23 protein-coding genes and 1 pseudogene are annotated in these 21,817 nt (G+C 61.1%); 8 read left to right on the top strand and 16 right to left on the bottom strand.

Features of this window, described 5'->3' with window-relative positions; translation table 11 throughout:
* Positions 1–5: 5 nt before the first annotated feature.
* From M3484_RS03780 to M3484_RS03760, 5 genes are all read right to left on the bottom strand, one after another.
* Positions 6–662: an OmpA family protein gene (locus tag M3484_RS03780; protein ID WP_249495787.1), complete on the bottom strand. Its 657-nt coding sequence runs from the start codon at positions 660–662 to the stop codon at positions 6–8.
* Between the two features lie 4 nt (positions 663–666).
* Entirely contained in the window at positions 667–2,076 is a 1,410-nt protein-coding gene (locus M3484_RS03775; RefSeq protein WP_249495786.1) for a type II and III secretion system protein family protein, read from the bottom strand.
* Positions 2,077–2,303: 227 nt separating this feature from the next.
* Positions 2,304–3,137, bottom strand: a complete 834-nt coding sequence (gene cpaB / locus M3484_RS03770; protein ID WP_249495785.1) for a Flp pilus assembly protein CpaB — start codon at positions 3,135–3,137, stop codon at positions 2,304–2,306.
* Between the two features lie 76 nt (positions 3,138–3,213).
* A complete protein-coding gene (locus M3484_RS03765; RefSeq protein WP_249495784.1) occupies positions 3,214–3,426 on the bottom strand; it encodes a hypothetical protein in 213 nt (70 codons plus the stop codon).
* Between the two features lie 455 nt (positions 3,427–3,881).
* Positions 3,882–4,085, bottom strand: a complete 204-nt coding sequence (locus tag M3484_RS03760) for a Flp family type IVb pilin (RefSeq protein ID WP_249495783.1) — start codon at positions 4,083–4,085, stop codon at positions 3,882–3,884.
* Between the two features lie 372 nt (positions 4,086–4,457).
* Here M3484_RS03760 and M3484_RS03755 point away from each other — a divergent pair, with 372 nt between their 5' ends.
* The gene (locus M3484_RS03755; RefSeq protein ID WP_249495782.1) at positions 4,458–5,336 is read left to right on the top strand and encodes a lytic transglycosylase domain-containing protein; all 879 of its coding nucleotides are present in this window, start codon (positions 4,458–4,460) and stop codon (positions 5,334–5,336) included.
* A gap of 17 nt (positions 5,337–5,353) precedes the next feature.
* Here M3484_RS03755 and M3484_RS03750 read toward each other — a convergent pair whose 3' ends face one another.
* Positions 5,354–5,641 (bottom strand): GNAT family N-acetyltransferase, encoded by a 288-nt coding sequence (locus M3484_RS03750; protein WP_249495781.1) that lies wholly within the window; start codon positions 5,639–5,641, stop codon positions 5,354–5,356.
* A gap of 654 nt (positions 5,642–6,295) precedes the next feature.
* On the opposite strand from M3484_RS03750, the pseudogene M3484_RS23920 reads away from it, so the two are divergent.
* A pseudogene (locus tag M3484_RS23920) lies at positions 6,296–6,400 on the top strand (IS5/IS1182 family transposase); the annotation flags it as partial.
* 375 nt (positions 6,401–6,775) lie between these two features.
* Here the strand turns inward: M3484_RS23920 and M3484_RS03745 are convergent.
* The 10 genes from M3484_RS03745 to M3484_RS03700 all read right to left on the bottom strand — a co-directional run bounded on the left by M3484_RS03745 (position 6,776) and on the right by M3484_RS03700 (position 15,618).
* Positions 6,776–7,180: a BrxR family helix-turn-helix transcriptional regulator gene (locus M3484_RS03745; protein WP_249495941.1), complete on the bottom strand. Its 405-nt coding sequence runs from the start codon at positions 7,178–7,180 to the stop codon at positions 6,776–6,778.
* 112 nt (positions 7,181–7,292) lie between these two features.
* Positions 7,293–7,478 (bottom strand): hypothetical protein, encoded by a 186-nt coding sequence (locus tag M3484_RS03740; protein WP_249495780.1) that lies wholly within the window; start codon positions 7,476–7,478, stop codon positions 7,293–7,295.
* A 98-nt stretch (positions 7,479–7,576) separates the two neighbouring features.
* A complete protein-coding gene (locus M3484_RS03735; RefSeq protein ID WP_249495779.1) occupies positions 7,577–8,221 on the bottom strand; it encodes a DUF4326 domain-containing protein in 645 nt (214 codons plus the stop codon).
* A 234-nt stretch (positions 8,222–8,455) separates the two neighbouring features.
* Positions 8,456–10,273, bottom strand: coding sequence for a translational GTPase TypA (gene typA / locus M3484_RS03730; RefSeq protein ID WP_092898029.1), 1,818 nt, complete (start codon positions 10,271–10,273; stop codon positions 8,456–8,458).
* Between the two features lie 95 nt (positions 10,274–10,368).
* A complete protein-coding gene (locus M3484_RS03725; protein WP_249495778.1) occupies positions 10,369–11,538 on the bottom strand; it encodes a Hint domain-containing protein in 1,170 nt (389 codons plus the stop codon).
* Positions 11,539–11,775: 237 nt separating this feature from the next.
* Positions 11,776–12,990 carry an NADP-dependent isocitrate dehydrogenase gene (locus M3484_RS03720; protein WP_249495777.1) on the bottom strand — a complete coding sequence of 405 codons (1,215 nt, stop codon included), beginning with the start codon at positions 12,988–12,990 and terminating at the stop codon, positions 11,776–11,778.
* A 197-nt stretch (positions 12,991–13,187) separates the two neighbouring features.
* Positions 13,188–13,820 (bottom strand): HD domain-containing protein, encoded by a 633-nt coding sequence (locus M3484_RS03715; protein ID WP_249495776.1) that lies wholly within the window; start codon positions 13,818–13,820, stop codon positions 13,188–13,190.
* Between the two features lie 96 nt (positions 13,821–13,916).
* Positions 13,917–14,666, bottom strand: a complete 750-nt coding sequence (gene map, locus M3484_RS03710) for a type I methionyl aminopeptidase (RefSeq protein ID WP_249495775.1) — start codon at positions 14,664–14,666, stop codon at positions 13,917–13,919.
* Positions 14,667–14,689: 23 nt separating this feature from the next.
* A complete protein-coding gene (locus tag M3484_RS03705) occupies positions 14,690–14,959 on the bottom strand; it encodes a hypothetical protein (protein ID WP_092898021.1) in 270 nt (89 codons plus the stop codon).
* Positions 14,959–15,618, bottom strand: a complete 660-nt coding sequence (locus M3484_RS03700) for an alpha/beta hydrolase (protein WP_092898019.1) — start codon at positions 15,616–15,618, stop codon at positions 14,959–14,961. The genes M3484_RS03705 and M3484_RS03700 overlap by 1 nt, the downstream gene beginning before the upstream one ends.
* A gap of 293 nt (positions 15,619–15,911) precedes the next feature.
* On the opposite strand from M3484_RS03700, the gene iscR reads away from it, so the two are divergent.
* The 6 genes from iscR (at position 15,912) to sufD (ending at position 21,778) form a co-directional block, all read left to right on the top strand.
* Complete coding sequence (iscR, locus tag M3484_RS03695) at positions 15,912–16,421, top strand: Fe-S cluster assembly transcriptional regulator IscR (RefSeq protein ID WP_092898017.1); 510 nt, start codon at positions 15,912–15,914, stop codon at positions 16,419–16,421.
* A gap of 112 nt (positions 16,422–16,533) precedes the next feature.
* Positions 16,534–17,577 (top strand): cysteine desulfurase family protein, encoded by a 1,044-nt coding sequence (locus M3484_RS03690; protein WP_249495774.1) that lies wholly within the window; start codon positions 16,534–16,536, stop codon positions 17,575–17,577.
* Positions 17,578–17,608: 31 nt separating this feature from the next.
* Complete coding sequence (gene sufB, locus M3484_RS03685) at positions 17,609–19,144, top strand: Fe-S cluster assembly protein SufB (RefSeq protein ID WP_249495936.1); 1,536 nt, start codon at positions 17,609–17,611, stop codon at positions 19,142–19,144.
* Between the two features lie 39 nt (positions 19,145–19,183).
* Positions 19,184–19,741 carry a hypothetical protein gene (locus tag M3484_RS03680; protein ID WP_249495773.1) on the top strand — a complete coding sequence of 186 codons (558 nt, stop codon included), beginning with the start codon at positions 19,184–19,186 and terminating at the stop codon, positions 19,739–19,741.
* A 10-nt stretch (positions 19,742–19,751) separates the two neighbouring features.
* Entirely contained in the window at positions 19,752–20,507 is a 756-nt protein-coding gene (gene sufC / locus M3484_RS03675; protein WP_092898011.1) for a Fe-S cluster assembly ATPase SufC, read from the top strand.
* On the top strand, positions 20,507–21,778 hold the full coding sequence (gene sufD, locus M3484_RS03670) for a Fe-S cluster assembly protein SufD (RefSeq protein WP_249495772.1): 1,272 nt from the start codon (positions 20,507–20,509) through the stop codon (positions 21,776–21,778). The genes sufC and sufD overlap by 1 nt, the downstream gene beginning before the upstream one ends.
* Positions 21,779–21,817 lie beyond the last annotated feature (39 nt).

Here is a 21,817-nt window from a genome sequence, read left to right as displayed (position 1 = left end):
CCGCCTCAGTTGCCGGAACCTGCAACCTCGGAAACGGTGCCGGTCGTGCCGCCATGATCGCGCTTTGCCGATTCCCGCGAATAGGTGCGCCAGACGATCTCGGCATATTTGCCGTTCAGCACCATCGGGTTCGATTTCACAAAGCCCGACACCTCGGTGACGGTGCGGCGATTGCGTTCTTCCGGCGCATTGGTCTGGATCAGCGGGCGCGTCTTGCCAAAGCTGACCACGGCCTGGAGGCGTGATTTCGACACGCCGCGCGAGACGAGATAGGCCACGACTGCATTGGCGCGCTGCTGGCCGAGCTTTTTATTGTAGCCCTGGCTGCCGACGAGGTCGGTATGACCAAAGACCTTGAAGCGCACTTCGGGGAACTGACGGATGAAATTCGCCTGCCTGTCGAGGATGGCCGTCGCTTCCCGCGTCAGCTGCGCCGAGTTGAAGGCGAAGGTCACGGTATCGGGGACTTCGGCGGCAAAGCGCTGTGCCAGGGCAATGGTATAATCCATCTGACCAGTCTGGATCAGTGCATTATGCATGGTCGAATTGCCGAAACTGCCGGTATCGACCTGGGCGCCAAGCTCGCGGTTGGCACTGGCGCCGCAGGCGGCCAGCGACAATACGCAGACAGAGGCGAGGAGCGTGGAGGGGGTCATGCGCATCGGCTCACTCCATCACATAGCCGTAGGAGGACGAAAAGTCCTGCCGGGCCACTTCACCGGCGGCGCCCCTGGCGGGCTTGGCCATTTCCCCATAGAGGAACATTTCGCTCTCGGTCGGGATGCGGACGCGGTCGGTTGGCAGGGCAAGGGCCTCGCCTTTCACCGGGCTCACCAGATGCGGCGTGACGATGATCACCAGTTCCGACTGGTTGCGCTGGAAATCCGTCGAGCGGAACAGGGCGCCAAGGATCGGAACATCGCCGATCCACGGAACCTGGCTGGCCGAGTTGCGGAAATCATCCTGCAAAAGACCCGCGATGGCAAAGCTGTCACCGTCGCGCATTTCCACAGTGGTCGTGGTCTCGCGGCGTTTGAAGCCGTTGATCTGGCCGCCTGCGCCGGTCGGAACCGAAACCGTGGTGTCGATCGAGCTGACAGCCGCGTTGATCTGCAGGTTGATGATATCGCCATCCACCACATAGGGGGTGAAGTTCAGTTCGACACCAAAGGGTTTGTATTCGACGGTGATCGAATTGGCGCCCGTGCCGCTTCCGCTTTGCATGACAGGGATCGGATATTCGCCACCTGCAAGGAAGCGGGCCTCCTGGCCCGAAAGCGCTGTCAGGTTCGGTTCCGCCAGCGTCCGGACCATGCCCTTCGATTCCAGCGCCTCGAGCAGGACGCCAAGCTGGAAGGAGCCCGAGGAGAAACCAAGGCCGAGCGCACCCTGGGCTGCCGTGGTCACAAGACCGCCGCCAATAATGTTATTAACATTACCGTTGCTGCCCGAGATGGTCCCACCGGTCCAGTTCCCGCTATTGCCAGCGGTAGCCATCGATGCCGAAATCCCTTTCGAGACCGAGCGCTGCATCTCGGCGAAACGCACTTTCAACATGACCTGCTGTGTGCCGCCCACGACCATGAGGTTCGAGACCCGGTCCGGCGCATAGCGCCTGGCGAGATCCAGCGCGCGGTCAAGCCGGGCGGCCGAGCTGATGGTGCCCGAGAGCACGATCCCGTCATTGGCGGTCCGCACCTCGATTTTCTCATTTGGCAGGATCTGCGCCAGGCGCTCTTTGAATTCGGCGATATCGGGGGTGACATGCACATCCACATTCGAGATGAGCTTGCCCTCCGCCGACAGCAGGGTGAGCGTGGTGCGCCCGGGTGCTTTGCCAAGTACATAAATTGTACGGTCAGAGATCGTCGAGATATCGGCAATTCCCGGATTGGCAATCGAGAGCTCCGCGAAGGGAACATCACTTTCGACAACGACCGCGCGGTTCATCGGTACATTCAACGCGCCTGATGCCTGACCGGACATCACACGCAACACTTCAGCGGAAACCGGAACAACCGACACCGCGACTGCAAGGCCGAAAATACCGGCCGCAACTTTGGTCTTCATGCTCATGTGATCTGCCCTTTCGACCACGCCTCGTTATGTGGGTCTTTGCGCCCTTACATCGTCCTAAAGTGCCGGAAGATGGATTTTTTTGCAATAATCAAACTCTTGGAGCGTTTTTCTTATGTGGATAACCTGCAACAGACGGGCAGTTCCAGGTACACAGCAGTAAAGTATCCCCCAGATGCGGTATGGCTGAGGCCGCGCATTCGCGCGGCCCTGGTCGAGTTTTCAGATCAGTTGGTCGCGCAGGCGATCTCTTCCCTGACAACTTCCGTTCCTTTGCGGGTCGTGCGGTAGCAAGGTTGTGCAACTTCGACGACCTGCCGGGCTTCGATGCCCAGAAGCTGATCGCGGTTGATTTCAACCTTTGCGGTATCTGAGGCAGCGGGTCCGCTGACCACCGACATGGTCAGACGTCCGGAGGCCTGTGCCTGTGCCAGACGGGCGACCTGTTCACGAGAGACCGCGACCGTAATGGTTCTGGCCGTGCCCGAGCGGGCTTCTGACTGATCGATGGCGGAATCGACCGCGATCACGCGCATGGCGCTTTCGATCAGCTGGGTGATTTCGCCCGAACCGCTGGCACCGGTCCAGTAGATGTCGATCAGATCTTCGGGCATCACAAAGCCCGCCACACCGGAGGCGGCGCTTACGCGCACCTGGAAGGCGCTCATTCCCGGCTCAAGTTTGCCGGCAAGCCCGGCAACCTGGCCCGGTTCGGTCAGGCGCGTGCTCAGCAGGATTTCGTTGGTTTCCATCGAGCGCATTGCGAAACGCGGCTTGGTGGCGTCAGGGGGGAACAGGACATCGCCATCGGTATAGGCCGCCGGTGGCATGAGCTTTTCCTGGACCCAGACCAGCTGGACATTGTTTTTCAGAATGCCATCGCCATATTTCACTGGTTTTTTCAACGCAAATACCTGAACCAGCTTGCCGGTCTGGCGCTCGCGCTCCAGGGCCGCATTCATCCTGATCTCGTTGCTCTGGATATAGCCCTGCGCCATGTAGACGGCGAAGCCCGCAAGGGCGACCCCGACAATAAGGACGAGACCAAAGACAGCTCTCATAATTACCTCTCATACTTTACGTGGCGGGGGACGGTTGCCCGGGATCCATATCGCTACGGTGCCGGGCGGCCGGTTCTCACCCGTTACCGAGATTATTGGAATCCTGCATGACGTCGCCGACGATACCCATCGTCTCACCGATGGTGACCATCAGATTGACGAGGCCCTCGCGCGCCGGTGCAAAAAGAATGACCATGTTCAATCCGACGATCGCAGCCGTCAGAACAACCCAGTCTACGGTTATTGCGCCGCTTTCATCTTTGACGAAGCCCGAAACTGCTCTGCGCAAGATACGTCTCCTCGGTTGGCTGACGGCCAGGTTCTCTGGCCGCTTTGACTGAGATTTATGGTGCCCGAATGCGGCAAAATCGGGGAAACACTAAGGGAATGCGTGGCCGGGCCGAGGCGTGAAGGGGGCCATGAGAGTCGTGCTGCGGGAAAGGTCGCCGAGCGGCGGGGCATCGGATGGTGCAGGCCGTGCCACGGGACGCTGCGGCCAGATCCAGACGCGGCGGGCATCCGTCGGCTGTGTCTGATCCTGAGGCAGATCCTTGCCTCCGGCCTTGTGGCCAGGAGGAATTCGGCTTTTATCATGCCGGCTGATCTGCGGAAGCCAGAGGTTGTGCCATGTCCCGCCCGGGGCAGACTGATCCTCGCCGAACCGGGGGCTAACGTAATTCGACCGCGCCCCGGATGGGAGCGCGGCCGTATTTCCGTGATCAGACGATCATGCCCAGAGGCAGATTACTCACGCAGCGCAGTGCCCTGGTTCGACAGCCAGGTGCCGGTCGATTCAACTTCGGTGGCGATCTGTGCGCCGAGGCCCGAGATTGCCGGACGGATGGCGCTCATCACGAGCAGGCCGAGACCGACGATAGCAGCGGTCAGCACAACCCAGTCAACGGTGACTGCGCCGTCTTCGTCTTTGATGAAATTCATAGCGTTCATTGGTCTGTCCCTTTCAAAGGTGCTCATGTTTTCTGTTCATCTCCGCCACGGTGTCTGTCGGTCGGCCTCTGTTCCGGTCCGTCTCTTCCGTTCGGGATGAGTGCATATAGCCCCCTGATCGTGGCAGCTTTTGGATGAGGAGAGGGCATTTTCGCAGCAGGCGCAGTGGCCTGGCTGATATTGCGTTAACGTGATGTTTTTTTATGATTTTTGTAATTCTGATTCTGATTTATTTGATTAATTTCCGCCGGCAAACTGCGTTGCATTTCGATCAATTGGGGCAGTTTTGCCTTTTTTGACCTGCTTTTCTGCTTTGCCAGAGCAGAGATCTCTGCGATTCTCTCAGAAAAATAAGAAGAGCAGGCATCCGAAATGACGCGTCGAGTCTCAGGCACCCTGGCGGTGGCTCTGGTTTTTCTGGCGATTCCCGGGGCCGGGCGCGCCGAGCAGGAGGATTTCACCTTCCGGAGGGTTAAGGTCGGCGACTCGCTGCCCGGCAAGCGGATCACGGTTCAGATCGATCCGGTGGAACAGGCGCGCCGCCTGGCCGCGACCGCCTGGAAAGACCCGGCTTTGCAACATGAAGAGCGCCCGCTGGCACCGATCGAGCAGGGCAAAGACGGCGATGTCACGCCGGGACCCGGCCCGAAATCGAATTACGCTTGGTATTGGGATGTGATTCCGTCGGATCTTAACAGTTCTGCCGGGCGTTTTCCGGACGCGATGGCGGCGCTGACCAAAGGACCCGGCGGGGCCTCGGTGAAGGCGCCCCGGATGCAGTCGATGCAGACCATTGCCGAAACCTATGGCCGCGATATCCTGATCGCGACGGTCGGGACCGATGTCTCACCCGCGCTGGTTCTGGCGGTGATGGGGATCGAAAGTGCCGGGCGCAAGGATGCCGTCTCTTCCGCGGGAGCGGTGGGGCTGATGCAACTGATCCCCGCGACCGCCACCCGCTTTGGCGTCACCGATTCCACCGATCCGGTGCAGAATATCAAAGGCGGTGTCGCCTATCTCGACTGGCTGCTCGATGAATTCAACAATGATCCGCTGATGGCGCTGGCGGCCTATAATGCGGGCGAGGGTGCGGTGCGCAAGAATGGTGGCGTGCCCCCCTATGCCGAAACCCGCGACTACGTGCCCAAGGTGCTCGCGGCCTGGCAGGTGGCGCAGGGCCTCTGCCAGACCCCGCCGGAACTGGTCACCGATCCTTGCGTTTTCCGCGTTTTGTCGGCGACGGGGGGATGAAGGACGGGCGCTGAGGTTCAGACGAAGAGATCGGCCCATTCCGGGTGACGGCGACGCTGTGCGTCAACAAAGCTGCAAAGCGGCATGATGCGGTAATTGTTCGCTTTCGCATCGGCGATCAGCGCCTCGACCAGGGCCTTGCCGGCACCAGTGCCGCGAAAGGCATCCGGCACACCGGTATGATCAGCAGAGACCAGGTCCGGCGCGCGGCGGGTGAAGGTCAGCTCTGCCATTTCGCCCTCCTTATAGATGACAAAACGGCCTCCCCGGTCGGTGATCTCTTTCTCTATGGTAAAATCGGCCATGACAGTCTGCCTCCTTCAGGGGCACGCGGCGGGGTCTCGCCTCCGGATCTCTGGCAAATAAAGGGACGGAGGCGCGCGCTGTCAATCTGCGGCGCGATCGGCGATGCAGTGACAGTGGGGATAACTGCGGGGCTGTCGAATCGCGCCCACCCGTGTATTGAGGCGCAACCGGCCCCGTTTGGGCCCGGGCGGACGTGGCGAAACTGGTATACGCAGCAGACTTTGACAATTGGAGTGCCCGTGGGGAAACCTGCGGTGCAGAACCGCTCAAATTCGGGGAAAGCTAAGGGGGCAGGCCGTGAGGCAGGGTCCTACGCCAATCCCGAGCCAAGCCCCGGCGCGACTATGCCGGGGAAGGTGTAGAGACTGGACGGGTGGTGCCTGTAGCCTTCGGAAAGCCTTTTGCGGGCGACCCGGCGGCCATGGCAAAGGGACAGTCCAGCCCACGAACGCAGGGAAACCGGCGGCGGCGAAAGCCGAAGTGGGATGAAAATCTGCCTTCCGAAAGGAATTACGGGTTCGAGACCCGTCGTCCGCACCACATTTAAATGCCGATGATCACATGATCGGCGTTTTCCTGAACAAAACGGCTTTGTTGCGCTCTCCCTGTAATCTGCGGATTCATGTTTTGAGTCAGCGGGTTAGATTGTTGCGATGAGCAAGCCCGCCCCACTCTTCCGCACGACAAACTGGTCCAGCTACAGCCGGCCTCTGAAGCGGCGTGGCTCGCAGGTTCTCTCGAACCAGTGGCGTTCACCTGCTCCACATGAACCGCTTCACCTCACTCGGCACACCCGAGACCGTTCGCATACGCTGAAGATAGCCGGGAAAGGCAGATGTGCGGACTCGATCCGAATAGCGCAAAAAAGCCGTTTGCCATTCCCACGAGCCACAATCAGACCCAAGGCGACCTTGCGTCTGATTGTGGCGGTGCTTACGCCCTTGCGCTTCGCGGCCTCGGTAATTCGGCATCACTCTGGGCCTGGGATGACGGTTGACGACCTCAGTGCCTCGGTCAGGACATCCAGTTTGCGCTCCATCCGGTCAAGTCGGTCGGCCTCTATCATCACGAACTGCATCGGAGCACTTACGCCGCTTCCTCCCTCACCATCAGATGGGCGCAGTTCGCCCGGGTCATTTCGGGATCTCCGGATTGCAGTCCAGGCACTGCTCAAGGATCACGTGGCTATCCAGAAACCGCATGTCCTCGCAGCGCGCGCAATTCGGCGCCGGTTTCGCGGGCTGACTGCTGTTGGTGATCAGGTCCATCACCATCCGCACGGCATGGATCACGCTCATGCGCAGGGCGGTCGGATATGCGGGAAGCAATCCTGGCGCAGCGCGATAGATGTGCGCCTGGCGGTCATGGATAAGGCGGTCGTGATTCATAGTCCGGTATGAGCGGAAATCGATAGCCGCCTGAGACTGGCTGATGCCGAAGGCCGTGACCAGATCCTGCCTGCCAATGGTGCCAGCGACGATCAGGCGGGCATCGATCCAGATCATCCGCGTCAGGACGGCATGGGAGAGGTCAGCCATTGGTGACCTCCCGCATTTGCTCCGGGAAGCGCCCGTGCGTCACATTGGCGCTGATCTCGTGCCGGAAACCGCCTGTAGGTGCGCGGTGTGCTGTACCGGCTGTCTGAGCCGGTCAGGCGGCTTTTTTGACGTCCTCTGATGCTGCGGACCGCTGCAGGATCTCGGCGGCAATAAAGAGCTCCGAAGCGATCCGCTGGGCAGCTTCCGGGGTCAATGCGATTGTCGTGTTGTTCATCCTGGCATTGGCGACCGAGAATTCGAGAGAGCTGGCGAGATCCAGGATCCGTTTCACTGACATAATATACATCCGTACTTGTAATGAGAGCCGAAGATACGCACTCTATTTGGGCATTTTTTAGGCACGAAAGTGCATAGCCGTTGTGAATAAAGATGCGATCACCCATTTGCGATCTCCATCAGCGTTTCGGCATGGCAGGGCGAGCCCGGCTTGCACCAGCAGGCGAAGCTGTGACCGCGCAGGGCGGGCAGGCGGTCCAGCACAGCGATGCGCAGCTCTTCGAGGGCGTCAATGCAGCGGGTCACATCGGTGTCGCTCAGACCAGCGGGCAGAATCGGGTTCTCAGTGAGGAGCCATTCGGCGAGAAGTGCAACGGCGCGCTCTACCGTGAGGATCTCGGTCGTGGGGATAGGCGAATACCAGTCCATTTTGCCCCGTAGCGGTCCGTTCGGGATGCGCAGGCCGCCGTTCTCGCCCGGCACCCATGGATTGCCGAGGATGGTACGGCGGTCGCAACGCACGGTATTGGCCGGCAGGCGCGAGCCTTTGCTGCGCGACAGCTGGATGCGAGAAGGTTGGGTGTGGTCACGCATGATCGACTTCATTTTGACGGGTGGCGCGGACTTCAAAGGCGGGCCAGTAGAGGCGGCGCGCTTCGGCGCATCGTCATTGTCGGGCTGGCCGTTGATCGTGCCGTCTTCCCAATAACGCACCTCTGCCTCGACGTTGAGATATCTGGCCTCGACCGTGCCACCCGTGAACCTGTCGCCGGGCGATGGGGGCAGTATGTTCTGTAAGCACAAGAAGGCTTCCAGCGCTGTGGATCTTGCGGCGGGCTGCGCGGGGGCGTCTGATGCCTGCGCGTGGAAGCCGGGCCGCGATACCTCCTCCGGCACTCCAAAGGTCAGAGAGTTAAGAGGACGCCCGACAGGCGAAGCACCGGTTTATCCGCTGCGATGGACCGGCGGCAGAATGGATACGGCCGGCGGAGGAGGGGTCCTCTGCCGGCCGGGTCACGTCGGGCGTCAGCCCTGAGATCAGTTTTCGCGGCTCATGCGCTTGCGCTCATGCGGGTCGAGATAACGCTTGCGGATCCGGATGATCTTCGGCGTCACTTCGACCAGCTCATCGTCCTGGATATAGGCGATGCTTTCTTCTAGGCTCATCCGCACCGGGGTTGTCAGGCGCACGGCCTCATCGGTGCCGGAAGCGCGGACGTTGGTGAGCTGCTTGCCGCGGATCGGGTTGATTTCCAGATCATTGTCGCGGTTGTGCTCGCCCAGGATCATGCCCTGGTAAACCGCTTCCTGCGCGCCGATGAAGAAATGGCCGCGATCTTCCAGTTTCCACAGCGCGTAAGACACCGAGACGCCGTTCTCCATCGAGATCAGCACGCCTTGGCGACGGCCCTGGATCGGGCCCTTATGCGGCACCCAGCCGTGGAAGATACGGTTCAGAACGCCCGAACCGCGCGTGTCGGTCAGGAACTGGCCCTGATAGCCGATCAGCCCGCGCGACGGCACATGCGCGATGATCCGGGTCTTGCCGACGCCTGCCGGCTTCATCTCGACCAGATCGCCCTTGCGCTCGCCGGTCAGCTTTTCAATCACGACGCCGGAATATTCATCATCTACATCGACGATGACTTCCTCGATCGGCTCCATCCGGACGCCGTTCTCTTCTTTGAAGATCACGCGCGGACGCGAGATCGAGAGCTCGAAGCCCTCGCGGCGCATGTTTTCGATCAGAACGCCCATTTGCAATTCGCCGCGACCCGAGACCTCGAAAGCGTCGCCGCCGGCGGTGTCGGCGATCTTGATCGCGACATTCTGTTCGGCTTCTTTCATCAGACGGTCGCGGATCACGCGGCTTTGCACCTTGGTGCCGTCTTTGCCTGCAAGGGGCGAATCATTGATGCCGAAAGTCACCGTGATGGTCGGAGGGTCAATCGGCTGGGCGGGCAGCGCGGTGTCAATTTCAAGCGCGCAAAGCGTGTCGGCAACGGTCGGTTTGGTCATGCCGGCCAGCGTGACGATATCGCCGGCGACGGCCTCGTCAATCGCGGTCTGGGCGATGCCACGGAAGGCGAGGATCTTGGTGACGCGGAACTGTTCGATCCGCTCACCGTCGCGGGTCAGCGCCTTGAGCGAAGCGCCGGCCTGGATGGTGCCCGATTCCACGCGGCCGGTCAGCAGACGGCCAAGGAAAGGGTCAGCCGAAAGCGTGGTCGCGAGCATCGAGAAGGGTTCATTGACCTTAGCGATCTGCTTCGGTGCGGGGACGTGTTTCACCACCAGCTCGAAAAGCGCGGTCAGATCCTTGCGCGGGCCATCGAGCGAATCATCGGCCCAGCCAGAGCGTCCCGAAGCATAAAGATGCGGGAAATCAAGCTGTTCGTCCGAGGCGCCAAGGTTGGCGAACAGATCAAACACCTCATTAAGCGCGCGCTCGGGTTCGGCATCGGGCTTGTCGACCTTGTTGAGCACAACGATCGGGCGCAGGCCCAGAGCGAGGGCTTTCGAGGTCACGAATTTCGTCTGTGGCATCGGGCCTTCTGCGGCGTCAACCAGCAGGACCACACCATCGACCATGTTCAGAATGCGTTCCACCTCGCCGCCGAAATCGGCGTGGCCGGGGGTGTCGACGATATTGATGCGCAACCCGTTCCACTCGACCGAAGTGGCCTTGGCGAGAATGGTGATGCCGCGCTCGCGTTCGATGTCATTGCTGTCCATCACGCGCTCGGTCGTGGCCTGGCCTTCGCGGTAGGTGCCCGACTGTTTGAGAAGTTCGTCGACCAGGGTGGTCTTGCCGTGGTCAACGTGGGCGATGATCGCGATGTTGCGAAGGTCCATTAAGCTCTACCTGTTTGCTGCGGTGCCGCAAATACAGGAGAAATCCGGATTTGGAAATGCGGTTTCGTGCAGAGCTGGCGTTGAGGGGCAGATCACTATCTGGCGGGCATAGTTGAATGGCAATCCGGGCGGTGCTGAAGCTGCTCTGCGGGCGTCAGACCGTGGCGCGTTCCGGGCGGTATCTGCATCGGCCTGCGCGCAGCTTCGACCAGGGGTTTGCGATTCAGACGGTGGCGCTGCACCAGCATCCGCGCCTTATTGCCGGCCAGGAAGGGGCGGGCCGGCCTGGATGTGCCGGGGCGAATGCCGGGAAACAGGTCCAGGATTTCATGCAGGGCGGTGGCGGGCAAGGCCTTTGCCGCTTCCGTCCCGAGATAGAGGCTTTCGGCCTCTGCGCCGTTCGAGAACAGCAGCTCATGCTGATCGAACATCAGGTGCAGATAGGTGACCGGACCGGTCCCGGCGGCCACCGAAATCCCGTCCTGGCCGATCAGGCGGGTTGCGGCGATCAGCATTTCCTCTGCGCCAAACATCCGCGCGGCGATTTTTGAGCGCAGGAGCACGCGATGCTGCGCGGACAGCCGCAGCTCAGTTGAGGGCACGCCCGGACCGAGTGCCCCGGCGGCGATGATGACCGGGCGCAGCGCGGGGGCGCGGCGCAGATCCGCCTCGGTCAGGGTGACGGCGCCGATCCAGCGGACTTTCTGGGGGCCGTGATCACGGGTCATAACCAGGCTTCCGGCCCGCAGGTCATCGATCCGGCAGTCCCCTTCGGGCGTGCGGAGCAGGGTGCCGGAAACAAAGCAGGGAATCGAGGAGAATGGCAGCGCGAATTCATTTGGCTCCCACAGCCAGCTGGTTGCTGTCATCGTGCCGGGATAGGCCGCAGAGACCTTGCCATCCTCATCGACCGGCAGGGCGATCGCCCGCGACTCGCCTGCGCTGCTCTGGCCGTAGAATGTCACCAGCTTTTGTGTGGCACCGGCAATCACCGCGCTGTCACCGTTATATACGGCGTAGATCTGATAAGTGGTTCCTCCCACAGTAAAAGAGTCGCTTTCATCAGAGGTGATGATCTGACTTTCATCGCCATCGGTCAGCTCTGCGCTGAGCAGATAGGGGGAGAGGTCGACCCCTTGTCCCTGCATATCCACGAAATCGTCCTGCGGCGATGCGCTCCAGTCATCGGGCCGGATCACCATGCCGGGTGACTGCACGCTGAAGCTGGGGTCGAGGGTCCAGACCTGAACCGTGATCGTTCTCATCCGACCCTCCGTCCCGGTCAGCTGCAGCGACACCCAATCTGTCAGATCAGTCTTAAGCCGCGGTTAGCATCCTGTGCCGAAGGCTGGCTCCTGACCCGAATAATGCCTCAAATGAGGCGCATCTCAGCAATCGCCCGAAAGACAGCAGGGCCGTAAGACAGGCCAGATCCCTGTGCGGATATGGAAAAGGGCGGCATCCGCTGATACCGCCCCAACGCACAGATGAGTTTCTGCCACTCAGCCGGCAAGCGCCTTGTTCAGATATTCATCTACCTTTTCCAGATAACCCGTCGTGGTCAGCCATTTCTGATTCGGCCCGACCAGCAGCGCCAGATCCTTGGTCATGAACCCGTCCTCGACGGTGCGGATACAGACCTGTTCCAGCGTTTCGGCAAACCGCGTCAGCTGCGGATTGTCATCGAGCTTGGCGCGGTGTTTCAGCCCGCCGGTCCAGGCGAAGATCGAGGCGATGGAATTGGTCGAGGTCTGTTTGCCCGCCTGATGCTGGCGGAAATGGCGGGTGACGGTGCCATGTGCGGCCTCGGCCTCGACGGTCCTGCCATCAGGTGTCAGCAGGATCGAGGTCATCAGACCGAGCGAGCCGAAGCCCTGCGCCACCGTGTCGGATTGCACATCGCCGTCATAATTCTTGCAGGCCCAGATATAGCCGCCCGACCATTTCAGCGCCGAAGCCACCATATCGTCGATCAGGCGGTGCTCGTAATGGATGCCTCTGGCCCTGAACTGGTCCTCGAACTCTTCGGCATAGACCTTGGCAAAGAGATCCTTGAACCGTCCGTCATAGGCCTTGAGGATAGTGTTCTTGGTGGAGAGATAAACCGGCCAGCCCTTGATCAGCCCGTAATTGAAGGAAGACCGCGCGAAGTCGATGATCGACTGGTCGAGGTTGTACATCCCCATCGCGACGCCTGCGGCGGGCGCGTCAAAGACGTCATATTCCTGGGTGGTGCCGTCTTCACCCACGAATTTCATCGTGATCTTGCCCGGCCCGGGGAAGCGGAAATCGGTTGCTTTGTATTGATCACCAAAGGCGTGGCGGCCGACCACGATGGGCTTCGTCCAGCCCGGCACAAGGCGCGGCACGTTTTTGCAGATGATCGGCTCGCGGAAGATCACGCCGCCCAGGATGTTTCGGATGGTGCCGTTCGGCGATTTCCACATCTGCTTCAGGTCGAATTCCTCGACCCGTGCCTCATCGGGGGTGATGGTCGCGCATTTGACGCCAACGCCGTATTTCCGGATGGCATGCGCCGCATCGACGGTGATCTGGTCGGCGGTGCGGTCGCGTTCTTCGATGCCAAGATCGTAATATTTCAGGTCGATATCGAGATAGGGAAGGATCAGCTTTTGCTTGATGAAATCCCAGATGATCCGGGTCATCTCATCGCCGTCAAGTTCCACCACCGGGTTGGCCACCTTGATCCTGGTCATCATTCGCCCTTTCTGGACTGGGTTACGCCTGGGGCCTGATTTAGCGGAAATCCGGGCGTCACGGAAGATGGTATGCGATGGTATACAAAAAGTTCATCAACCACTGCCTGTAGAACCGGCGGCTTTCCGGCTGGCCGGGGATGCCTCCGGCGGGGGCATTTGCGTCAGAAGGAGGGGGCAAGAATGTCCGAGGCGCGTCAGGGCGTGAACCAGGCTTTGGCTTTCTGGCTGACCCAGGCCCAGATCGCGGGTGCTCCGCGCGCGATTTTCTGGCCGACCCGGGCGACAAGCTGATCCCAGGTGACATTATAGGTGGTCCAGGTGCCGCCTCCGGATTGCAGATTGGCGAGGACCGGCTGCACCCGGTCGAGAGATTTGGCAAAGACGGCATCCGGGGTCTCGGCCGCCTCGAATTCATCCCAGAGCGCGCGGAAGGCCAATGCCTGGTCAGGCGGCAGAAGGCCGAAGATGCGGTCGGCCGCGCGCTGTTCGGCAAGGACGGTGTCGGTGCTGGCATGGGCGGCGCCGTTCGCGGAATGGATCGGCACATCGCCGGTGTCAATCTCGACCAGATCATGCAGGAGCAACATGCGGATGACGCGGTCGATCTCTACACCTACGGGGGCCTGATCGGCCAGAACCATGGCGTAAAGCGCCAGATGCCAGGAATGTTCCCCCGAATTCTCGCGCCTCGACCCGTCGCAGAGCGTGGTGGCGCGCAGCACCGATTTCAGGCGGTCGGCCTCGTTCAGAAAGGCGAACTGGGCGTCGAGACGGGGATCGGTGGCGGGCTGTACAGGCGGGACGGGGGTGGTGAGCGGAATATCCATGCCGCAGTCATCGCGCGAAAGGCCGGATTCTGGCAAGGGGGAAGGCGGGGCCTGATCAGGCCGGAAAATCAGGCGCGAGGGTTCAGGCGGGGCGGCTCAGCCGGGCAGAGTGAGGATGATGGCCCGCGACCCGGTTGCGACCACGGTATGTTCATATTGCACCACCGGCGCCATCGGCTCGCTGTAAAGCGTCCAGCCATCCTCGCCGGCATCGGCCCAGAGACCGCCGGTCGAGAGGAACGGCTCTACCGTCAGGACGAGGCCCTTTTCGATACGGCGGCGGTCGCCGCGGGTCGGCCAGGTGGCAATTTCGGTTGGCTCTTCATGCAGGCTGCGGCCGATGCCGTGGCTCGCGAGATTGCGGATCAGCGTATAGCCGCGTTTCTGTGCGAATTTACCAATGGCATTACCGATGCCTGCGAGGGGTTTGCCGGCGCGGACCTCATTGATGCCGGTCTCCATCGCAAGGCGCCCGTCGCGACAGAGCCTGTTCAGTGCCTCGCGTTCGGGCTGCAGCTGCCAGCTTGCCCCGGTATCGGCAAAGAACCCGTCTTTCGAGGCCGAGACATCGATATTGACGAGGTCTCCGGCGGCGATCACGCGGGGGCCGGGGATGCCATGGGCGATTTCCTCATTGACGCTGATACAGGTGGCGCCGGGGAAATCGTAAGCGCTGCGTGGCGCCGAGACCGCGCCTTCGCGATCAAGGAGCCGGGCGCCGATCTCGTCGAGTTCAAGCGTGGTCATGCCCGGCTCCATCGCTTTGGCCATGGCAAGCATGGTATTGGCGACGATGCGGCCGATATGGCGCAGGCTGTCGAGTTCGTCCTGATGGGTGATCGTCATGGCCGGACCGTTCCGCTTCGGGGTCAGTGGCCGCTGCCAGGGCTGAGATCGCGCGGCGCATCCGGGGCGGCGGCGCCCTCGCGTTTGGCCCTGAGGGCGCGGGTGAGGAAGTCGCGGCCGCGCGCCTCGGCGAGGCGGATGCGGATCGAGGTCATATAGGCCTCTTGCAGCGTCGGCGACGCCGCCCCCAGGACCCGGCCGACCTGTTCGTAAAAACGGTCATCCTGCAATTCGTTCTGCGAGGCGAGCACGTCTTTCGCAAGCTGGTCGGCAAGCTCCTGGATGAAGGACATCAGCGGGTACTTTCGGTCATGCGCCGCCTGACGTAATCCGAAACCGTTTCGATCATCGGTTTCATATGCGCTTCTTCATCCTTGAAGAAGTGATCGGCGCCCTCGACCTCGGTATGGGTGATCGTGATGCCCTTTTGCTCGTGCAGCTTGCCGACGAGGGTACGGGTGTCTTTCGGCGGGGCCACCTTATCGGCGCTGCCATTGATCACGAGACCTGACGAAGGGCAGGGAGCGAGGAAGCTGAAATCGTAAAGATTCGCAGGAGGTGCCACCGAGATGAAGCCGGTGATCTCGGGGCGGCGCATCAGGAGCTGCATGCCGATCCAGGCGCCGAATGAGAAGCCCGCGACCCAGCAATGTTTCGCATTCTGGTTCATCGACTGGAGGTAGTCGAGCGCCGATGCCGCATCCGACAGCTCGCCGATGCCCTGGTCATATTCGCCCTGGCTGCGCCCCACGCCACGGAAATTGAACCGCAGCACATTGAAGCCCAGATTATAGAAGGCGTAATGCAGGTTATAGGTAACCTTGTTGTTCATCGTGCCGCCATAGGCGGGATGCGGGTGCAGAACGATGGCGATCGGAGCGTCGCGTTCCTTCTGTGCATGGTAGCGTCCCTCGAGACGTCCATCGGGGCCGGCAAAGATAACTTCGGGCATACGCTCTCGCCTGATTTCTCCGGGATCGAAACTTGACTGAAACGCCCGGGTAATTTAGAACTGTTCTAAAGGGGGCAAGTCTTGTCCCCCGGATTGCACCTGAGGTAATGGCCCGGGGCTGGCTCGTCAATGGATCTGCCTGGAAATGGCCCGTTCCCCGGGGGGATGTGGCCGGATTGCCGGGGGAAGACGGGTTTGCGCAAGGGGCGTCGGAGGCGATCCGGGGCCAGTCTTGCGGCCGGTTCGGGGCAGTCGGCGAAGCCTTGCGGCGCGCTCGTTAAGGAGAGTTTGGGATGAAGCTGTCGACGAAGGGCCGGTATGCGATGGTTGCGCTTGCCGATCTCGCCATGAGTGAGGCGAAGGCGAAACTGGCGCTGGCAAAGGCGGGCGGGGAGGCGGCGGAAGTCGAGGAACTGGTGGCTTTGGCCGAGATTTCGAAACGTCAGGATATTTCGCTGCCCTATCTGGAGCAGCTTTTCGTCAAGCTGCGCCGGGCCGGGCTGGTGGACGCTGTGCGGGGGCCCGGCGGCGGCTACCGGCTGGCGCGTTCACCGGATTCGATCCGGGTGAGTGAGGTCCTGCAGGCGGTCGATGAGACGGTCGATGCGATGCATACCGGCGCAGGCGCAACGGGGGGCTCGTCTGGCACGCGGGCGCAGTCGCTGACCAACCGGCTCTGGCAGAGCCTTTCGGCCAATGTCTATGTGTTTTTGCACCAGGCGCGGCTTTCGGATGTGATCGGCAATGAGATGACGCCCTGTCCGGCGGTGCCGAACCTGTTCCGGGTGGTGGATGAGGAATGAAAATGTTGCGCGCCATGGCTGAGATCGCCGGGGGGCTGTCTGCCCCCCGCGCCGGTCGCTGCGCGTCCGGCTCCCCCCGAGGATATTTTTCGACAGATGAAAGGGGCGCGCCATGAGCACCCGGCTTTATCTGGACTGGAATGCAACGGCGCCTTTGCGGGCCGAGGCGCGGGCGGCGATGATTTCAGCGATGGATGTGGTGGGGAACCCGTCTTCGGTCCATAGCGAGGGGCGCGCGGCGAAGGCGCTGATGGAGCGGTCGCGCGAAGAAATCTCGGCGGCCTTCGGCGCGGAGGGTGCGGACCTGGTCTTCACCTCGGGGACGACCGAGGCTTCGGCGCTGGCTTTGGCGGGGCGGGGGCTGGTTTGCGCCGGTGTCGAGCATTCGGCGGTTTCGGCCTGGTGTGACGAGTTATTGCCTGTCGGGCGCGATGGTATGGTTTCGGTTCCGGATCCGGGGCAGGGCACTCTGCAGCTGGCCAATCCAGAGACCGGGATCGTGCAGGATCTGCCCGAAGGGCTTGCTGTGTCGGATCTGACGCAGGCAATGGGCAAGCTGCCGGTCGCCTTCAACTGGCTCGGCTGCGATATGGGACTGGTTTCGGCGCATAAATTCGGCGGGCCGCGTGGCATTGGGGCGCTTTTGCTGAAGCGCGGGCTTGATGTTGAGGCAAAGCTGAAAGGCGGCGGCCAGGAGATGGGGCGGCGGTCCGGCACCGAGAATCTGATCGGGATTGCCGGCATGGCGGCTGCGGCGACGGCTGCGGCGCGTGATCTCGCGAACGGGACCTGGGAAGAGGTCGCCCGCATAAGGGATATTCTGGAATCAGCATTGTTTGCCGGCGCTGAGGGCATTATCTCGGTCTCGAAAGACCGGACACGGTTGCCGAACACGCTTTGCCTCATCGCGCCGGGCTGGAAGGGCGAGACACAGGTGATGTCGATGGACCTTGCGGGTTTCGCGGTCTCGGCCGGATCGGCCTGTTCTTCGGGCAAGGTCAGGGGATCGAAAGTGCTCGGCGCCATGGGATATGGCGATCAGGCCGGACAGATGATCCGGATCTCGATCGGTCCGGGCGTGAATGAAGAGAATGTGCTCAGGTTCGCGGAGGCGTGGACCAGAGCTTACGGAAAAGCCCGCGCCCGTGCTGCGTGAAGACGGGCCGCGTGAGGATGGAGTGACCGAAATGAATACCCATGTGTCCGAGGAGAATATCCGCATCCCCGATGAGGCGATCCGGGAAGGCGTCGACCGTGAGACGATTGAAACCGTCCAGGCGATGGCCGGCAAATATAAATACGGCTGGGAGACCGAGATCCCGACCGAATATGCGCCCAAAGGTCTGAACGAGGATATCGTCCGGCTGATCAGCGAGAAGAATGGCGAGCCGGAATGGATGCTGGACTGGCGTCTGAAGGCTTACCACCGCTGGCTCGAGATGAAGGAGCCGCGTTGGGCGATGCTCAGCTATCCTGAGATCGATTATCAGGACCAGTATTACTATGCGCGCCCGAAAAGCATGGCCGAAAAGCCGAAATCGCTGGATGAAGTCGATCCGAAGCTGCTGGCGACCTATGCGAAGCTGGGGATTCCTCTGAAAGAGCAGGCTTTGCTTGCCGGCGTCGAGGCGCCGGAAGGCGAGCGCAAGGTTGCGGTGGATGCGGTGTTTGACAGCGTTTCCGTCGGTACCACCTTCAAGGAAGAGCTGAAGAAAGCCGGCGTGATCTTCTGTTCGATCTCGGAAGCGATCCGCGAATATCCCGAGCTGGTGCAGAAATATCTCGGTTCGGTCGTACCGCAATCGGACAACTTCTTTGCGACGCTGAATTCGGCGGTCTTCTCGGATGGCTCGTTCGTCTATATCCCGGAAGGCGTGCGTTGCCCGATGGAGCTGAGCACCTATTTCCGCATCAATGCCGAAAATACCGGGCAGTTCGAGCGCACGCTGATCGTGGCCGACAAGGGCTCTTATGTGAGCTACCTTGAGGGTTGCACTGCACCGAAGCGCGATACGATCCAGCTGCATGCCGCGGTGGTGGAAATCGTCATCCTCGACGATGCCGAGGTTAAATATTCGACCGTGCAGAACTGGTTCCCGGGCGATGAGGATGGCAAGGGTGGCATCTACAACTTCGTCACCAAACGCGCCGATTGTCGGGGCGACCGGGCCAAGGTGATGTGGACGCAGGTGGAAACCGGCTCGGCGATCACCTGGAAATACCCATCCTGCATCCTGCGCGGCGATGACAGCCAGGGCGAATTCTACTCGATCGCCATCGCGAACAATTACCAGCAGGCCGATACCGGCACCAAGATGATCCATCTGGGCAAGAATTCGAAGTCGCGGATCGTGTCGAAAGGGATCTCGGCGGGTCGCGCGCAGAACACCTATCGCGGCCAGGTTTCGGTTCACCCCAAAGCGACCGGGTCGAGGAACTATACCCAATGTGACAGCCTGCTGATCGGCGATCAGTGCGGTGCCCATACGGTTCCGTATATCGAGGTGAAGAACAATTCCTCGCGCTGCGAACATGAGGCGACCACGTCGAAGGTCGACGAGGATCAGCTCTTCTATTGCCGCTCAAGGGGTATGGATGAGGAAGAGGCCGTCGCTCTGGTGGTGAACGGTTTCTGCAAGGAAGTCCTCCAGGCCCTGCCGATGGAATTCGCCATGGAAGCGCAAAGCCTGGTGGCGATTTCGCTGGAAGGTTCGGTGGGCTGAACCTTGTCCGGTGCGGTGCTTCAGCGTCCTGATCTGACCATGCCCGAGGCGGCTGCCCGGGCATGGACGGATGCCTGCGCCGCTGCGCGGGTGGTGCTGGAATATGGCTCCGGCGGATCGACGCTTGTCGCGGCTGAGGCCGGGGCAGAGGTCTGGTCGGTGGAATCCGATGCCTCCTGGGCCAGGATGATGGGCGACTGGTTCGCGGCACATCCGGCGCAGGCCGGTGTCCATATCCATCATGCCGATATTGGCCCGATAAAGGAATGGGGCCATCCTGCGGATGAGTCCGCGTTTCGCCGTTGGCCGGATTATGCATTGAAAATCTGGGACTTGCCCGGGTTTTCTCACCCGGATCTGGTGCTGGTCGATGGCCGTTTCCGGCTCGCCTGTTTCCTGACGGTGGCCTATCGGATCACCCGTCCGGTGACGCTGTTTTTTGACGACTATGCCCCGCGCGAAGCCTATCACAAGGCCGAACAGATCGCGCGGCCAACCGAGATGATCGGACGCATGGCGCGTTTCGATCTTGAACCTGTGACACTGACGCCGGACCGGCTGCGCGCTTATACGCGGGCGCTGTTACAACCGGTCTGAGGAGAGAAAAATGCTTGAGATCAAGAACCTGCATGTGAAACTTGAGGAAGAGGATAAGGTTATCCTCAAAGGCGTCGACCTGAAAATCGGGCCTGGCGAAGTTCATGCGATCATGGGGCCAAACGGCTCGGGCAAATCGACGCTTTCCTATGTGCTGGCGGGCCGAGATGGCTATGAGGTCACCGACGGCTCGGCCACGCTGGATGATGAAGAACTCCTTGAGATGGAGCCGGAAGAGCGCGCAGCGGCGGGTCTGTTCCTGGCGTTCCAATACCCGGTCGAGATCCCCGGTGTCGGCAATATGACCTTTCTCAGGACGGCGGTGAACGCGCAGCGCAAGGCGCGCGGCGAAGAGGAGCTTTCGGCCGGCGACTTCCTGAAAGTCGTGCGCGAAAAGGCGAAAACGCTGAAGATCGACGCCGATATGCTCAAGCGTCCGGTCAATGTCGGCTTCTCGGGTGGTGAGAAAAAGCGCAATGAAATCCTTCAGATGGCCATGCTGGAGCCGAAGATGTGCATCCTTGACGAGACCGATTCCGGTCTTGACGTCGATGCGATGAAACTTGTCGCAGAAGGCGTCAACGCGCTGCGCAGCGCGGGTCGTTCTTTCCTTGTGATCACCCATTACCAGCGCCTTCTCGACCATATCAAACCGGATGTGGTCCATATCATGTCCAATGGCCGCATCATCAAAACCGGCGGGCCGGAGCTGGCGCTTGAGGTCGAGAATAACGGCTATGCCGATCTGCTGGACGGGGTGCAGTAATGGCACTGGCACAGGTCAAACAGGACGCGCTGACGGCGCGGCTGCAGGGGCTCAGCGCCCCCGCAAAGGGCTGGACGGCTGCGGCGCGCGCTTCGGCCTCTGATCGGCTGGCGGCTCAGGGCCTGCCGACCCGGCGCGATGAATACTGGCGCTACAGTGATCCGGCCCAGCTGACAAAGCCGGAAATCAGCGGTGCGCCCGCCGATCTCGCGCCGTCTTTCGCGGCGCTGGATGCGGTGAAGCTGGTGTTTACCGATGGCGTGTTCGATGCTTCCGCCTCGGATGATCCGGCGCTTGCCGGGGTTGAGCTGCTGTCGCTTGCGGGTCAGGCAGATATCCACTGGGCGCAGGGGCTTTATGGCCAGCTTGAGACCCGGGGCTCTTCCCCGGTTGAACGTCCGCTTGCGGCGCTGAACACCGCCTATGCGAATGAGGGTGTGCTGATCCGGGTGACCGGGCAGGCCGCAAAACCGGTTTCCCTGATTTACGCCCAGAAATCAGCGGCTTCCGATGTGATCCTTCATCACGTTGTTAAGCTGGAAGAGGGGGCGGAAATCACCCTTCTGGAAAGTGGCACGCCCGGTGCGCGCTTTAACACCGTGCTTGAGGTCGATGTGGCGTCGAATGCACGCTTCCATCATATCCGCACGCAGGGACCGGATGCCGATCGGCGCGGCGTCACCCATATCTTCGCCCATATCGCCGATCATGCGCTGTTCAAAAGCTTTACCCTGACCGCAGGCGGCCGTCTGACCCGCAATGAGGCGATCCTCGAGATCACCGGCGACGATTCCGTGGCCCATGTTGCCGGAACCGTGCTGGGGGATGGCAAGGATTTCCTCCAGGACGACACGATCTTCATCACCCATGCGTCAGAGCGTTGCGAAAGCCGCCAGGTCTTCCGCAAAGTGCTGAAGAACGGCGCGACCGGTGTGTTTCAGGGCAAGATCCTCGTCAAACAGGGCGCGCAGAAGACCGATGGTTATCAGATGAGCCAGTCGCTTCTGCTGGATGAGGATGCGCAATTCCTCGCCAAGCCCGAGCTGGAAATCTACGCCGATGACGTGAAATGCTCGCATGGCTCCACCTCGGGCGCGATTGACGAGACGGCGCTCTTTTACCTGCAATCGCGTGGGGTGCCGAAACGCACCGCCCAGGCGCTTCTGGTTCTGGCTTTCCTGGCCGGCACGCTGGAAGAGATCGAGGATGAGGCCATCGCGGCCGAAGTCCATGCAAGGCTGGAAGACTGGCTGCACGGGCTGGACGGCTGAGAACCCTCAGGGCTAGAACCGCCAATGCGTTAACGGCCA

The organism is Pseudomonas sp. GX19020 (assembly GCF_023371075.1).
GTDB lineage: Bacteria > Pseudomonadota > Alphaproteobacteria > Rhodobacterales > Rhodobacteraceae > Pseudogemmobacter.
The sequence above is the reverse complement of the archived record's forward strand: the minus strand, read 5'-3'. Positions and strand labels throughout refer to the sequence as shown.